Genomic DNA, 14576 nt, shown 5'->3' on the forward strand with positions numbered 1-14576 from the left:
CACGATGGCGAATGAACGGCAACGACGCCGATGATACTGCCGCCGAAAAATGCGTGCGCGCAGCATCAGCGCATGCGCGCGATCGAATACAACAGCGCAAAGTCGCTTTGGCGCAGTTTCTCTTTCCTTTGGTACGCCGCCTTCACCCCGTTGGCCCCGACGAGCGACAGCGCGCTGATTGCACCGCCTGCACTCAGCAACAAGGGCGCGCCGCTGAACAAGACTGAGACGGCTGCCGCGAACGCGGCCCAAGTCTTTGCATCGGAGAAAATCCCGGCGACATATTCCCGGTTCGTCTTGCTATCGAGCTCGAACAGTTCCCTGATTTCTTTCGAAGCCTTGGTGGCGATCACTTTTTCGAATGCCGGTGCCGTTGCGGACGGCGCGACCTCGTAAGCCATCACACTGCAGCGCTCGCGCAATCGCTCGATTTCCTCGCGCTTGTTCTCGCGCAACGAGCGCAACACTTCGACGCCTTTTGCATCCAGCACGCCGAATCGGGGCAACACCAGACGCTGAAACAGTTCCCACGCAATCAACCGGTGCCGCTCCTCTTCCTTGCCCGCTTCGTCGACGTCGACATCGACCGGAAGTTGCGCGAGAAACGCTGGGAGTCGCTCGTTCGTCAGAAGCAGCGGCACGTCCGGCATCTTGCGAAGCGTTTCCGTGAACGCGATTCTCGTCAGGTAGACCTTGAGCAACGTCAGCGGCACGAGGTTCTTCTTGTACAGATGATCGCAATAGCGATAGAGCGCTTCGAGATCCTTGTCGAAGTCGAGGTACTGTTCCGACAGGTGTCTGAAGAAGCCCGTCGCAGCGCGGTTGCCGCCGATCAGCGATTGCCACTCGGCCGCCTTTGCGCCGCTTGCCTGCAGCAGCGCGTCGCCGTGTTCGAGTCCCTTGATATCGGTCGCGTAGCTGAGTGCGAGCACACCAAGCGACTTCGCCAGCGGCTGCAGCGCATTCACCGTCTCCTCGAACCCGCTGTGTTGCGCATGCGCGACCGAATAGATCTGACGGAATTCATTCTCCCACGGCGGCCGCCGCTTGAGCACGAGTTGCATTAACGCCGCGGGCTCCTTGCCGAAGGTAGGCTGGGGACAGGTGACCGATACCGTCCCGGAGAGCAGGAAAGCGGAAACCGGAAAATCGGCGAGCGACGTGGGTGGATCGGGGTAGAGGATCATGAGGGCCTCGCGGTCGTTACGTGATACGTTCGTTGCATTCCCTGGGCGTTGCTGCATGAGTCCATCTACGGCTATTCTAGGCATCCGTGCCCGCTTGGGAACTGAAAGGGGCATTCGAACAAATCAAATAGTGGAGACAGCGTGGACATCTTCATGTCGATGGAGGCGTTCGTACGCGCAGCCGAAGCACAAAGCTTCGCCAGCGCGGCACGGCAGCTAGGCGTCGCGAAATCCGTCGTCACATCGCGGGTAAAGCAGCTCGAAGAGCACTTCGGCGTGGCGCTCTTTCATCGCTCGACGCGCGCCGTGCGCCTTTCAGAAGCCGGCGAAACCTACTATCGCGAGTGCGTGCAACTCGTGAACAAGGTGCACGATTTGTCGGGCCGCACGAGCGCCGAGACGCAGTCGCTCTCCGGCACGCTCAACGTTCACGTGCTGCCGGGTTTCGCGCTCGGGCACTTCTCCGAGGCGCTGATCGCGTTTCGCGAGGCGCATCCCCGCATCGAGTTCGTCGTGACCGTCAACGACCGCGTGATCGATCCCGTCCAGGAAGGACTTGATCTCGCGTTGCAGATCTATCCGCCCGCATCGAATCTGCTGGTCGAACGCAAGCTCTTCCCGGTGCGCGGCGTGCTGTGCGCGGCGCCTGCGTACCTCAAGGAGGAACCCGTCATCGAAACGCCGCTCGATCTCGTACGTCACGATTTCGCGCGTTATTCGCACTATCCGTGGGGCGACAAGTGGCCGCTCATGAAGGGCAACGAGTGCTATGAAGTCTCGCTCAATCCGGTGCTCAAGACGAACAGCGTGCACCTGCTCCTGGAATTCGCGCGCGCGGGCGCTGGCGTCGCCTATCTTCCGACGATGGTCGCCGCCGCCGATCTCCTCGAACACCGCCTCGTGCGCGTGCTGCCCGAGTACGCGGCGCCGCCGCTTTGGCTATCGGCGGTTTATCCCGCGTCGCATCGATCCACGACCAAGGTGAAGGCGTTCGTCGACTTCCTGCGCGAACGTTATCTGCGCGAACCGCAGTGGGACAAGGCGCTCGGCATCTCGCCCTCTGACGACGAAGCCCGCAACGTCGACGAAGAACTCGGCGACGCCTGAGCCTTCGCAACGCCTGATATCAGTAGTTTCCCTAGCGTCGAAATCGACGTACGCAGCGTTCGCGAAACGCGACCCTCGATCCATTGCCTTGCCGCACAGGCGGCCCTAATCTTCGTTCCAAGGCAGCACGTTCACGAAGATCAACAGAGCAATGGAGACAGACATGCAAGCTACCCAACTCGGCAGCCTTGGCAATTACCGCAAGGGCTCGATCGAAATCATCAAGGGCAAACCCGGACACTACGCAATGTCGAACGTGTTCGAGGTTGCGAACAACTCGGCGCCGTACGAAAAGGTCGTCGTCGGCAAGAATCTTAAGTATGTGATCGAGACGCTGCGCGCGGAAGGCACGTCGCCGTGGTTCACGGCATCGCACGATGAATTCGCGGTCGTACTCGATGGCGAGATCGAAGTGCATTTCATCAAGCCGTCCGATGGTCCGCTCGTCGGCGAGCAAACGGAAGGTACCGTGCGGCTCGATGGCGAACCCTCGGGCCAGTCGATGGGCTTCGTGCGCTTGCGCCGCGGTCATCAGGCGCTGCTGCCAGCAGGCGCCGCGTATCGCTTCGAAGCGCGGAAGACGGGTGTACTGCTGGTGCAGACGATTCTCGGATCGGCTTCGGTCGAGAAGTGGGCCGATATCTGCATCCAGTAACCGACACGCAATCACCGCCACCCTTTTCCGGAGCACATCATGGATCAAGCCAGCATTCTTCAGAACGTCGTCGCAACCGAACAGGACAGCGTCACCGGATACCGCACCTTCAAACTCGGCGGGTTCGAATTCAGCCGCGATGCCTACTTCGCCACGGTGAAGTGGCCGTCGGCCGGACAAATTCGCTCGCACCAGATACACGCCGACGACTTCCTGCGCGCGATGATGCGCGACGTCGCATGGGGCTTCTTCTACGGCTGGGTCAACTTCGATGAAGTGATAGGCACGCGCAATCACTACGGCAAGGTAGACATGTATGCCGGCGCGTACAACGCGAGCTTCAAGGACGCGGGTGTCGATTACACGCAGCAGTTCGAGACGCCCGTGATCATGGCGACCTTCAAGGCGATCCTGAAGGACTGGGTCAACGAAGGCTTCGACCCGTTTGCCGCGCCCGAAGAAACCGGCTCCGCGTTCGGCGTCAAGCACGGCGACAACATCGCCGCCATCGATCGCACGCGTATCGCGACCAAGCGCATGCCGGGTCTCGAAGGCGACTCGCCGTTGCGCGACGATCTTCCAGTCAACCGCCAGTTCGCCGACGTCGAGCAGGACGAGCCGGAGATTCACGCGGCGCCTGGTTTCGAAGGCCAGTTACATGCCTTCAGTCTTTTCAAGTACCTGTCGCGTTCGGACGTGACGTGGAATCCGTCGGTGACGTCGGTGTGCAAGCAGAGCCTCTTCTGCCCGACGACCGAGGAGTTCGTGCTGCCGGTCTTTCACGGCAACGACCGCGTGGAGTGGTTCCTGCAACTCTCCGACCAGATCATCTGGGACGTCGCCGACAAGGACACTGGCGAACCGCGTGCGCGCATCACGATGAACGCGGGCGACATCGCCGCGATGCCCGCCGACATTCGCCACAAAGGGTATTCGCAGAAGCGCTCCATGCTGCTCGTGTGGGAGAACGCGACGCCCGATCTGCCCAAGCGCTACGAAAGCGGCGAACTGCCGCCGTATCCGGTGCCGCTCTAAAGCACCCCGCGCCAACCCCTTCCCTTCCCTGCCCCGCATCGAAACGACGACGCCGAGAACCGGCGTCGCGGGGACCGCTTTGTCTCAAGCATTCTTCAGGCAGGACCGACATGCAAACGCAACTCTTCATCGATGGCCGCTTCGTTCCCGCGCTGAGCGGCGAAACGCTCGCGAGCATCAACCCGCACGACAACTCGGTCATCGCACAGGTCTCGATGGCCGGGCGCGCCGATATCGATCGCGCGGTCGATGCCGCCAAGGCCGCCTTCCCGAAATGGAGCAACATGGCCGCAGCCGATCGCGGCAGGCTGCTGCTCAAACTCGCCGATGCGATCGAAGCGAACGCGGATGAACTCGCGCGCCTCGAATCGCTCGACACGGGTCATCCGATCCGCGACACGCGCAACCTCGACGTGCCGCGCACGGCCGCGACGTTCCGCTACTTCGGCGGCATGGCCGACAAGGTCGAAGGCTCGGTGATCCCTGTCGAAGCGGGCTTCCTGAACTACATGACGCGCGAGCCCGTCGGCATCGTCGGACAAGTGGTGCCGTGGAATTTTCCGCTGATGTTCACGAGCTGGAAGATGGCGCCCGCGCTCGCCGCTGGCAACTGTGTCGTGATGAAGCCAGCGGAACTCACGCCGCTCTCCAGTCTCGCCATCGCTGAGCTGATGGCTGAAGTGGGCTTTCCGCCGGGCGTCGTGAACGTGCTGCCGGGGCTCGGCTACGTGGCCGGTCAATACATCGCGGAGCATCCGGAGATCAGCAAGGTCGCGTTCACGGGATCGACGGCCGTGGGCCGCAAGATCGTGCAGGCGTCGAGCGGCAACCTGAAGAAGGTGCAGCTAGAACTCGGCGGCAAGGGTGCGAATGTAGTCTTCAGCGACTCGAATCTTGATGCGGTCGTGCAAGGCTCCGCGTTCGGCATCTTCCATAACCAGGGGCAGGCGTGCATCGCGGCGTCGCGGTTGATCGTGCATGAATCCGTCGCCGATGAACTGCTCGAACGTTTCACCTCGCTCGCGCGCTCGATCAAGATCGGCGATCCGCTCGATCCTTCCACGGAGATGGGCCCGCTCACGTCGCAGATGCATCGCGACCGTGTGCTCTCGTATGTCGATGTCGCACGCGATCAAGGCGGATGCGTGCTGTCGGGCGGCAAGGCGCCCGCGAACGCTGCGCTTGCGAAAGGCTTCTATGTCGAACCGACGATCGTCTCCGCGAAACCGACCGACCGCGTTGCGCAGGAAGAAGTGTTCGGCCCGTTCGTCACCGTCAGCACGTTCAGCAGCGACGAGGAAGCGCTCGCCATCGCGAACGGCACCGAATACGGCCTCGGCGCGGGCTTGTGGACGCGCGACCTGCAACGCGCGCATCTCTTTGCGCGGCAGTTGCGCAGCGGCATGGTGTGGATCAACTGCTACAAGCGCGTAAGTCCCGCATCTCCGTTCGGTGGTGTCGGCGCGAGCGGGTACGGCCGCGAGATGGGCTTCGAAGTAATGCGCGAATACACGCAACCGAAGTCGGTCTGGGTGAATGTCGACGCGAACATTCCGCCTTACTATCCGCGTTGAAATCATGAACTCGTTCATCTATCAGGGCATGCCGTCGCGCGTGGTCTTCGGTGCGGGAAGCATAGAATATCTCGAGCGTGAAATCGATCTGCTCGGCGCGAAGCGCGCTATCGTGCTCTCGACGCCTCAGCAGCGCGAACAGGCTGAAGCACTCGCGGAACGGCTCGGCGCGCGCGTCGCGGGCGTGTTCGCAAAAGCGGTGATGCATGTGCCGATCGAGACCGCGCGCGAAGCACGCGAGTATGCGCAACGGGTCGGAGCCGATTGCGCCGTGGCGATCGGTGGAGGCTCCACGACCGGGCTCGGCAAGGCGATCGCGTTGACATCTTCGCTGCCGATTCTCGCCGTTCCTACCACATATGCCGGCTCCGAAATGACGCCGATCTACGGTCTCACGGAGGCGGGACTGAAGAAGACCGGTCGCGACATTCGCGTGCTGCCAAAGACCGTCATCTATGATCCGGCGCTGACGGTGTCGCTTCCTGCATCGCTGTCGGTCACGAGCGGCATCAACGCGATTGCGCACGCGGCCGAAGGGCTCTATGCGCAGGACGCGAATCCGGTCATCAGCCTGATGGCCGAGGAAGGGATTCGCGCGCTGGCTCAAGGCATCGGCAAAGTCGTCGAGCAACCCGACGACCTCGATGCACGCGGCGACTGTCTTTACGGCGCGTGGCTGTGCGGCGCGGTGCTCGGCAGTGTCGGTATGGCGCTGCATCACAAGCTGTGTCACACGCTCGGTGGCACGTTCAACCTGCCGCACGCCGAGACGCACACGATCGTGCTGCCCCACGCGCTCGCCTACAACCGCGATGCAGCGCCGCAAGCGATGAAGCGCATCGCACGCGCACTAGGCACGACGGATGCCGCACAAGGCGCCTTCGATCTCGCGCGCAATAACGGCGCGCCCACCGCATTGAAAGATATCGGCTTCAAGGAAAACGACATCGACATCGCATTGGACATAGCGTTGAAGAACCCTTACTGGAACCCGCGTCCGCTGGAACGCGCGCCTTTGCGAGCCTTGCTCGAAGCCGCCTACGAAGGCCGCGCGCCAACCTGACGCACAGCAAAAAAAAAGCTGGCGCAGAACCATAAATAGACTGAAGGAGACAACCATGGACGATCGATCCATCGACGGCGCTCGCCGTCAATTCGTGAAGGCCGCAGCAAGCGCCGCGCTCGTTGGAAGCTCACCGATGCTCGCGCGCATCGCGAACGCCGCAGGTCCGCGCACGCTGAAAATTGGCTACGTATCGCCGCAAACTGGGCCGCTTGCGCCCTTCGGCGAAGCCGACCGCTTCACGATCCAGCAGATGCAGACTGCGTTGAAGAGCGGCATCACGATCGGCGGCAAGCAGTATCCCGTATCGATCCTCGTGAAGGACAGCCAGTCGAATCCGAACCGCGCGGGCGAAGTGGCGAATGACCTGATCCTCAAGGAGAAGGTCGACATCATGCTCGTCTCCGGCACGCCGGAAACCGCGAACCCGGTCAGCGACGCGTGCGAAGTGAACGAGATGCCCTGCGTATCGACTGTCGTTCCGTGGCAGCCGTGGTTCTTCGGCAGAAAAGGCGATCCGAAGAAGGGTTTCAACTACACGTATCACTTCTTCTGGGGCCTCGAAGACGTGATCGCCGTCTACACCGGCATGTGGCAATCGGTGCAGACCAACAAGGCTGTCGGTGGCCTCTTCCCGAACGACGGCGACGGAAACGCATGGGGCGACAGCAAGCTCGGCTTCCCGCCGGTGCTCGCGCAAAAGGGCTTCACGCTGAAGGACCCGGGCCGTTTCCAGTCGATGACGCAGGATTTCTCTGCGCAGATTTCCGCGTTCAAGCAAGGCAGCTCGCAGATCGTGACGGGCGTCGTGATTCCGCCTGATGCAAAGAACTTTCTCGTGCAGGCGCGTCAGCAAGGTTTCAAGCCGAAGGTCATTTCGATCGGCAAGGCGCTCCTCTTTCCGACTTCCATCGAAGCGCTCGGCGATCTCGGCGATGGCCTCTCGACCGAAGTGTGGTGGTCGCCGTCGCATCCGTTCAAGTCTTCGTTGACGGGACAGTCCGCGCGGCAGCTTGCCGACGCGTACGAAACGGCCACGTCGAAGCAATGGACGCAGCCCATCGGTTTCGCGCACGCGCTCTTCGAAATCGCCGTCGATGCATTCAAGCGCACGAAAGACATCGACTCGAACGAAGCGATTCGCGATGCGGTCGCGACGACGAAACTCGATACCGTCGTCGGTCGCGTTGCCTGGGGCAGCGGTCCGGTGAAGAACGTCGCGAAGACGCCGCTCGTCGGAGGGCAGTGGCTCAAAACCGCTGCAGGACAGCCGCATCGCTTCGATCTCGCGATCGTGAACAATCAACTCGCTCCCAGCGTGCCGCTCTCCGGTCCGCTGAAGCTGATCGCATGACGAGGGAGACAAAGCGATGAGCAGCGTTCTGGCATTGTCGAACGTCTCGAAGAGTTACGGCGCGCTGAAGGTCACCGATGACATCAGCTTCGAGATCGAACGAGGCGAGACCTACGGCATCCTCGGCCCCAACGGCGCGGGCAAGACGACCCTCTTCAACCTCGTGAGCGGGGACGTGCGCCCCGATGCGGGCACAATCCGCTTCGACGATAACGATATCGGCGCGCTCGCTCCGCACCGGCGCTGTGTCGCGGGGATCGGGCGTTCGTATCAGGTGCCGCGTCCGTTCGGCGGTATGACAGTGTTCGAAAACCTTCTGGTCGGCGCGACGTTCGGCGGCGAGCTTGCCGAACACGCGGCCTACGAGGTCTGCATCGACGTACTGGAGCGCACCGGTCTCAAGCGCCGCGCGAACCAGCTTGCGAGCACGCTCACGTTGCTCGACCGCAAGCGTCTGGAGCTAGCGCGAGCGTTGGCTACGCGTCCCAAGCTGCTGTTGCTCGATGAGATTGCAGGCGGTCTCACGGAGCCGGAGACGCATGAACTCGTCGATGAAATCAAGCGCGTGAAGGAGCATGGCGTGACGATCGTGTGGATCGAGCACGTCGTGCACGCGCTGCTTGCCGTTGCAGATAGATTGCTCGTCATTCACTTCGGCAAGCGCCTCGCGGAGGGATCGCCCGCTGCGGTGATGGACGATCCCGAAGTGAAGCGCGTCTATCTCGGTCTGGAGGCTTGAGCATGCCGGCGATTCTCGAAACACGCGCGCTCAGCGCGTTTTATGGCGATTTTCAGGCGCTGTTCGGCATCGACGTGACCGTGAACAGCGGCGAAGTGATCGCGCTGATCGGTTCGAATGGCGCGGGCAAATCGACGTTCCTCAAGACGCTCGCAGGCTTGCTGCGCACGCGCCCCGAGCACGTGCTCTACAGGGGCGAAGCGATCGGCGGCATGCCAGCGGCGAGCATCGTCGGCAAGGGCATCGCGCTCGTGCCGGAAGGACGCAGGCTCTTTGCGAGCCTTTCCGTCGAAGAAAACCTGCTGCTCGGCGGGTACTGCGAGCGGCCGGGGCACTGGAATCTTCAGACCGTCTACGAGCTTTTTCCCGTGCTCAAGGAACGCAGACGCCATCAGGCGACGGCGCTCTCGGGCGGCCAGCAGCAGATGGTCGCGCTCGGCCGCGCGCTGATGAGCAACCCCGATCTGATCATGTGCGACGAGCTTTCGCTCGGGCTCGCGCCTGTCATCGTGCGCGAGATCTACGCAGCCCTGCCTTCGATCGTGGCGGGCGGCATGAGCGCGATCGTCGTCGAGCAGGACGTGCAACTGGCGCGCAAGGTCTCGTCGCGTTTCTACTGCTTTCAAGAAGGACGTGTGTCGCTGTCGGGCGCCTCCGCCGACGTCTCCGACGAAGCGATCACGCAAGCCTATTTCGGAGTGACGTCATGAGTTCGATCGTCAATATAGTGTTGCAAGGCGTCCTGCTCGGTGCGCTGTATGCGCTCTTCGCGATGGGCCAGTCGCTCGTGTTCGGCGTGATGCGTCTGACCAATACCGCGCATGGCGACTTCATCGTGATGCTCGTGTTCGTGCTCTTCGCGCTGACGAGCTGGGCGCATGCACCGTTGTGGCTCGCTGTGCCGCTCTTGATCGTGATCGCATTCGGCTCGGGTTATGCCGTGCAGTTCGCGGTGCTCAATCGCGTGAGCGGACGCGATCCGTTGCCTTCGCTCGTCGTTACCTTCGGGATTTCGATCGTCATCCAGAACCTGCTGCAGGAAGTGTTCTCCGCTGACCCGCGTTCACTCGCAACAGGCGGCTTCGAATCGATGAGCTTTGCGTTGCCCGGCGGCATCGCGTTGGGGCTTCTGCCGCTCCTCACGCTCGCCGTCACGATCGCCGCGACGCTCGCGCTGCAATGGCTCTTCGGCCGCACACCGCTCGGCCGCGCGTTTCGTGCAACCTCCGACGATCGCGAGATCGTGCAACTGATGGGCGTCTCCCCACGCCGCACGTTCGCCCTCGCGATGAGCATCGCGTTCGTGCTGATCGCGCTCGCTGCAACGCTCTACGGCATGCGCGCCGCAGTCTCGCCGACCGATGGCCCCGCGCTGCTGCTCTACGCGTTCGAAGCCGTGATCATCGGCGGCATGGGTTCGTTCTGGGGCACGTTCGCGGGCGGCATCGCCCTCGGCATCGCGCAACAGATCGGCTTCTATTTCGACCCCGGCTGGGGTATCTGGCTCGGACACGTGCTGTTCCTCGCCGTGCTGACCGTGCGGCCGCAGGGCTTTTTCCCCAAGACCGCTTGACGCTTTATCGAGGTGACAGACATGAACATGCGCGAACGAGGCTTCGAAGTCCGGCGTGCGACGCGCGCGAGCAGAGTGGCCGTGCTCGTCCTTTTGATCGCGGCCGTCGTCGTGGCGAGCCTGCCCTATTGGGCCGGTCGCGACACGCTGCGCGACTTCACGCAGATCGCGGCCTACCTGGTTTTTGCGCTGATGTGGAACCTGCTTGCGGGCTACGGCGGCATGGTGTCGATCGGGCAGCAGGCGTACTTCGGCATCGGCGGATACGCGATGCTGATCCTCGCCAACTATGGCGGCATCTCGCCGTTCATCGCGGTGCCGATGGGCGCCGCCATCGCGGCTTTGATCGCCGTGCCGGTGTCGCTCGTGGCGTTCCGTTTGGAAGGCGGTTACTTCGCGATCGGGACGTGGGTGATCGCCGAAGTCTTCAGGCTAACGGTTGCGAATGTATCGTGGCTCGGCGGCGGATCGGGCACGAGTCTCACGGCGTTTCAGGGCGTGCCGCGCGTGTTGCGCGAATCGCTGACGCTATGGACGGCGCTCGCGATCGTCGCCGCGGCAATCGGTTTGCTCTATGTTTTCCTGCGTTCGAAACGCGGACTCGCGCTTACCGCGATGCGCGACAACGCGGTCGCTGCGAACAGCCAGGGCGTCGATGTGAAGCGTGCGCGGCTCGTGGTCTATCTGGTGTCGGCAGCGGGCACGGCGCTCGCGGGCGGTCTCTATTTCGTCGGCAATCTGCGCATCTCGCCGGACGCCGCGTTCTCAGTGAACTGGACCGCGTTCGCGATCTTCATCGTGATGATCGGTGGTCTTGGCACGCTCGAAGGCCCGATTATCGGCACGCTCGTTTTCTTCCTGCTTAATAAGTTCCTGTCGGACTTCGGCACGTGGTATCTCATCGGCTTGGGCGCGCTGGCGATCGTCGTCACGATGTTCTTTCCCCAAGGCATCTGGGGGTACGTGTCGCGGCGTTTCGGCTGGCAGCTCTTCCCTGTTGCTCGGCACGTCGTGTTTATCGACAAGGCGCCGTCATCCTCTCGCGGCGAGGTCCACACGGCGCGCTCCGCTCCTTCCGCACCGCACTCCTGAGGCATCCGCACCATGAAAGACCTGACCAATGACAACCTCACCAAAACCGTCATCGATGCGTTCAGCGGCTGCGCTGAACCGAGGACCAAGGAAATCATCACCGCGCTCGTGCGTCACCTGCACGACTTCGCGCGCGAAGTGCGATTGACGCACGACGAGTGGCGCCATGGCATCGAGTTTCTGACCGCGACGGGCAAGAAGTGCGACGGCATCCGGCAGGAGTTCATCCTGCTGTCGGACACGCTCGGCCTCTCGATCGTGCTCGATGCGATCAACCAGCGGCATGAAGAAGAATCGACGGAGAGCAGCCTGCTCGGGCCGTTCTATCGCGATGGCGTGAAGGAAGCGGAATTCGGCGCTGACATCGCGCAGACCGAGGGCGACCCTGCTCTCTTTCACGGACGCGTGGTGGATGTCGATGAAAATCCGGTCGCCGGGGCGCTGATCGAGGTCTGGCAGACTGCCGCCAACGGCATGTACGAAGGACAAGACCCCGACCAGCCCGAGGGCAACCTGCGCGGCCGCTTCCATTCGAACGCAGCCGGCGAATACGCGTTCCGCTCGCTCAAGCCCACGAGCTATCCGATTCCCACCGACGGCCCCGTCGGCCGAATGCTTGTCGCGACGGGCCGCCATCCGATGCGGCCCGCTCATGTCCACTTCCGGATTGCCGCGCCCGGCTACGAGACGCTCACGACCGCGTTGTTTTCATCCGACGATCCGTATGTCGATTCCGATGCGGTGTTCGGCGTGAAGTCGTCGCTTGTCGTCGACTATGTGCCGAAGGAATCTCACTTCGATGTCGAACGTGACTTCGTGCTGATCGCAGCGGAGGATTCGTGAACGATTCCACCGAACACAACGCCCTTTGCGCACTCGATGACATTCCGGACGGCGGCGGTATGGAAGCGGCGTCCGCAGTCCTCGTCCTGCGTCGCGGCGACGACGCATGGGCCTATCGCAACGTCTGCCCGCACTTCTCGATCCCGCTGAACTACGAGCCGAACACGTTCTGGGCATACGGCGGCGAACTCGTGATGTGCGCGCATCACAGCGCGATGTTCCGCTTCGAGGACGGCGTCTGCATCGACGGACCTTGCCTGGGCGCACGCCTCACGCCGGTTGCGATCCGCATGGAGGACAGAAAAATATTCATCAACGATGGGGGAGAGAAGCATGAGGAAGGAAGTACATGTTCACATTAGGCTCGCGTGCTGCGCGCTGATAGCGCTCACGGCGGCACACGCACAGGCACAAAGCAGCGTCACGTTGCAGGGGATGATCGACGGCGGTATCACCTACGTGAACAACCAGCACGGCAAATCCGTCACGCTATTCGACAGCGGCATCTACGCACCGAACCTGTTGACGTTCAAGGGAACGGAAGACCTCGGCGGGGGCAACAAGGCGGTATTCGCACTGACCTCTCAGTTCGATCTCGGCAACGGATCGACCATCCCGGGCGCGGGGCAGATCTTCAATCGAACGGCGTACGTGGGCTTGTCCAACGACAACTACGGCACGCTCACGTTCGGCAATCAATACGACTTCATGTTCGAGACGCTGACGCTCGGTCTCTTCGACGGCGCGTTGCTCTTCGGCGGACTTTACGATTTCCGGCAGGGTCCGTTCAGCGCGCTCGGCGTGCCGAACAATCCCACCGGCGCCTTTGACTTCGACCGCATGGCAGGCGCGACGCGCGTATCGAACGCGGTGAAATATCGAAGCCCCGACCTGTCGGGCTTCAGCTTCGGCGCGTTGTACGGCTTCGGCGGCGTGCCTGGATCGTTCTCGGAGAATTCGTCGATGAGCTTCGGCGCGAGCTATCAGAATGGTCCGTTCGGAATCGGTGCCGCGTATGTCGAAGTCAAGTATCCGGAACTCGGTGAAGGTCACGACGGGATCCGCAACTTCGGCTTCGGCACGCACTACCAGCTCGGCAGCGTGCTCGGCATGCTCCTCTACACGAACACGAAGAACACGGCGAGCGGCGCGAAGATCGACGTCTACAAGGCAGGCGGCTTGTGGACGATCTCCGGTCCCTGGTCGGCCGGGCTCGACTATCAGTTCATGAAAGGCAATGAGGTCTTGTCGAACAACAAGGCGCATCAGGTGACGTCTGCGGTGCAATATCACTTCTCGAAGGCGACGCTTGCCTACGTCGAAGCGATCTACCAGCGCGCAAGCGGCGACGGCGCCACGACGCGCGCCTGGATCAACGGGTTGCTGCAACCGGATGCGGCGGCAAGCAATCGCTCGCAGACGCTGGCTCGAATCGGCTTGCAGACGAAGTTCTGATCGCTTTAGCCAATAAGAGCGGCCTTAGCCGCTCTTTCTCCCATCGTTATCCCACAAGCCACGGATAGCGCTTCGTATCCGCATCCTCATAGTCGGGATCGAGATAGATGAAGCAGCGCTGGATCTTGAAGTCGCGAATCTCGAACACATCGCACCAACGGCCCGCATGCGTCACACCCGCGCGCCACTCGACACCGCCTTGCGTCTTGCCATAGCTCGTGCCTTCGACCACCACGGTATCGCCCTGCTGGATCACGTTCAGGTAAGCGAGATCGTGCTTGAACTTTGCCACGATTGATCCGAGGTCCGCGAAGAGCTTCTCGAACGCTGCCCGGCCCGATGCGATACCCCACTTCGGGAAGTACACTTCGGCGTGGTCGTCGAAGAGATCGAAGAAGGGGGCGCCGCGGTCGAGGCGCCGCAGATATTCCAATGCGATTATTTTGCGTTGTTCGTCGTTCATCGTGGTTTCCATCGTTTGTCTCCTAAATTAACAAGGTCGTTCAATGCAGCGTCCGCAGATAAGCGATGATCTTCGCGCGCCGCGCCGGGTCGCCTTCGAAGTAGGTCATCGCGTTGCCCGGCGCGACCGATTGCGTATCGGTGAGCCACGCGTCGAGCAGCTTGTCGTCCCACACCTTGCCGGCGGCGGCCGCTTTCATGCCGGCCGAATACTTGAAGCCCGGCTCCGAAGCGAACGGCTTGCCGATGATGCCGAACAGGTTCGGCCCCTGCCCGTTCGGCTCGCCTTTGCCAAACGTATGGCACACGGCGCAGTTGTTGGTCGTGAGCTTCTTGCCGATCGCGACGGTGTCTTGCGCGTCCTGCGCGTGGCTGGCGTTAGCGGCCAAGGCGAGCACGGCGGCCAGCACAAAATTGCGTTTCATGGTTTCACTCCT

At 62.1% G+C, this 14576-nt stretch carries 16 protein-coding genes; 13 read left to right on the forward strand and 3 right to left on the reverse strand.

Annotated elements, in window-relative coordinates:
* Window positions 1–65 precede the first annotated feature (65 nt).
* The gene (locus AWB67_RS14710; protein ID WP_087656991.1) at window positions 66–1187 is read right to left on the reverse strand and encodes a hypothetical protein; all 1122 of its coding nucleotides are present in this window, start codon (window positions 1185–1187) and stop codon (window positions 66–68) included.
* Window positions 1188–1328: 141 nt separating this feature from the next.
* Here AWB67_RS14710 and AWB67_RS14715 point away from each other — a divergent pair, with 141 nt between their 5' ends.
* From AWB67_RS14715 to AWB67_RS14775, 13 genes are all read left to right on the forward strand, one after another.
* On the forward strand, window positions 1329–2294 hold the full coding sequence (locus AWB67_RS14715; RefSeq protein ID WP_087656992.1) for a LysR family transcriptional regulator: 966 nt from the start codon (window positions 1329–1331) through the stop codon (window positions 2292–2294).
* Window positions 2295–2457: 163 nt separating this feature from the next.
* The gene (locus AWB67_RS14720) at window positions 2458–2949 is read left to right on the forward strand and encodes a cupin domain-containing protein (RefSeq protein ID WP_087656993.1); all 492 of its coding nucleotides are present in this window, start codon (window positions 2458–2460) and stop codon (window positions 2947–2949) included.
* Window positions 2950–2988: 39 nt separating this feature from the next.
* Window positions 2989–3984, forward strand: coding sequence for a hydroxyquinol 1,2-dioxygenase (locus tag AWB67_RS14725; protein WP_087656994.1), 996 nt, complete (start codon window positions 2989–2991; stop codon window positions 3982–3984).
* 110 nt (window positions 3985–4094) lie between these two features.
* Window positions 4095–5558 carry an aldehyde dehydrogenase family protein gene (locus AWB67_RS14730; protein WP_087656995.1) on the forward strand — a complete coding sequence of 488 codons (1464 nt, stop codon included), beginning with the start codon at window positions 4095–4097 and terminating at the stop codon, window positions 5556–5558.
* A gap of 4 nt (window positions 5559–5562) precedes the next feature.
* Window positions 5563–6621 (forward strand): maleylacetate reductase, encoded by a 1059-nt coding sequence (locus AWB67_RS14735; protein WP_087656996.1) that lies wholly within the window; start codon window positions 5563–5565, stop codon window positions 6619–6621.
* Window positions 6622–6676: 55 nt separating this feature from the next.
* Window positions 6677–7975 (forward strand): ABC transporter substrate-binding protein, encoded by a 1299-nt coding sequence (locus tag AWB67_RS14740; protein WP_087656997.1) that lies wholly within the window; start codon window positions 6677–6679, stop codon window positions 7973–7975.
* A gap of 16 nt (window positions 7976–7991) precedes the next feature.
* On the forward strand, window positions 7992–8714 hold the full coding sequence (locus AWB67_RS14745) for an ABC transporter ATP-binding protein (protein ID WP_087656998.1): 723 nt from the start codon (window positions 7992–7994) through the stop codon (window positions 8712–8714).
* A 2-nt stretch (window positions 8715–8716) separates the two neighbouring features.
* On the forward strand, window positions 8717–9424 hold the full coding sequence (locus AWB67_RS14750) for an ABC transporter ATP-binding protein (RefSeq protein ID WP_087656999.1): 708 nt from the start codon (window positions 8717–8719) through the stop codon (window positions 9422–9424).
* Entirely contained in the window at window positions 9421–10287 is an 867-nt protein-coding gene (locus AWB67_RS14755) for a branched-chain amino acid ABC transporter permease (protein WP_235025166.1), read from the forward strand. Before AWB67_RS14750 ends, AWB67_RS14755 begins: the two co-directional genes overlap by 4 nt.
* Window positions 10288–10308: 21 nt before the next feature.
* Window positions 10309–11379: a branched-chain amino acid ABC transporter permease gene (locus tag AWB67_RS14760; RefSeq protein ID WP_087657000.1), complete on the forward strand. Its 1071-nt coding sequence runs from the start codon at window positions 10309–10311 to the stop codon at window positions 11377–11379.
* Between the two features lie 12 nt (window positions 11380–11391).
* Window positions 11392–12222 carry an intradiol ring-cleavage dioxygenase gene (locus tag AWB67_RS14765; protein ID WP_087657001.1) on the forward strand — a complete coding sequence of 277 codons (831 nt, stop codon included), beginning with the start codon at window positions 11392–11394 and terminating at the stop codon, window positions 12220–12222.
* Window positions 12219–12584, forward strand: a complete 366-nt coding sequence (locus tag AWB67_RS14770; protein ID WP_087657002.1) for a Rieske (2Fe-2S) protein — start codon at window positions 12219–12221, stop codon at window positions 12582–12584. Before AWB67_RS14765 ends, AWB67_RS14770 begins: the two co-directional genes overlap by 4 nt.
* Window positions 12556–13677, forward strand: a complete 1122-nt coding sequence (locus AWB67_RS14775) for a porin (RefSeq protein ID WP_087657003.1) — start codon at window positions 12556–12558, stop codon at window positions 13675–13677. The genes AWB67_RS14770 and AWB67_RS14775 overlap by 29 nt, the downstream gene beginning before the upstream one ends.
* 46 nt (window positions 13678–13723) lie before the next feature.
* Here the strand turns inward: AWB67_RS14775 and AWB67_RS14780 are convergent, their stop codons facing one another.
* Window positions 13724–14152: a nuclear transport factor 2 family protein gene (locus AWB67_RS14780; RefSeq protein WP_087657004.1), complete on the reverse strand. Its 429-nt coding sequence runs from the start codon at window positions 14150–14152 to the stop codon at window positions 13724–13726.
* A gap of 28 nt (window positions 14153–14180) precedes the next feature.
* The gene (locus AWB67_RS14785) at window positions 14181–14564 is read right to left on the reverse strand and encodes a c-type cytochrome (RefSeq protein ID WP_087657005.1); all 384 of its coding nucleotides are present in this window, start codon (window positions 14562–14564) and stop codon (window positions 14181–14183) included.
* Window positions 14565–14576: the final 12 nt, after the last annotated feature.

The organism is Caballeronia terrestris (genome assembly GCF_001544515.1).
GTDB lineage: Bacteria > Pseudomonadota > Gammaproteobacteria > Burkholderiales > Burkholderiaceae > Caballeronia > Caballeronia terrestris.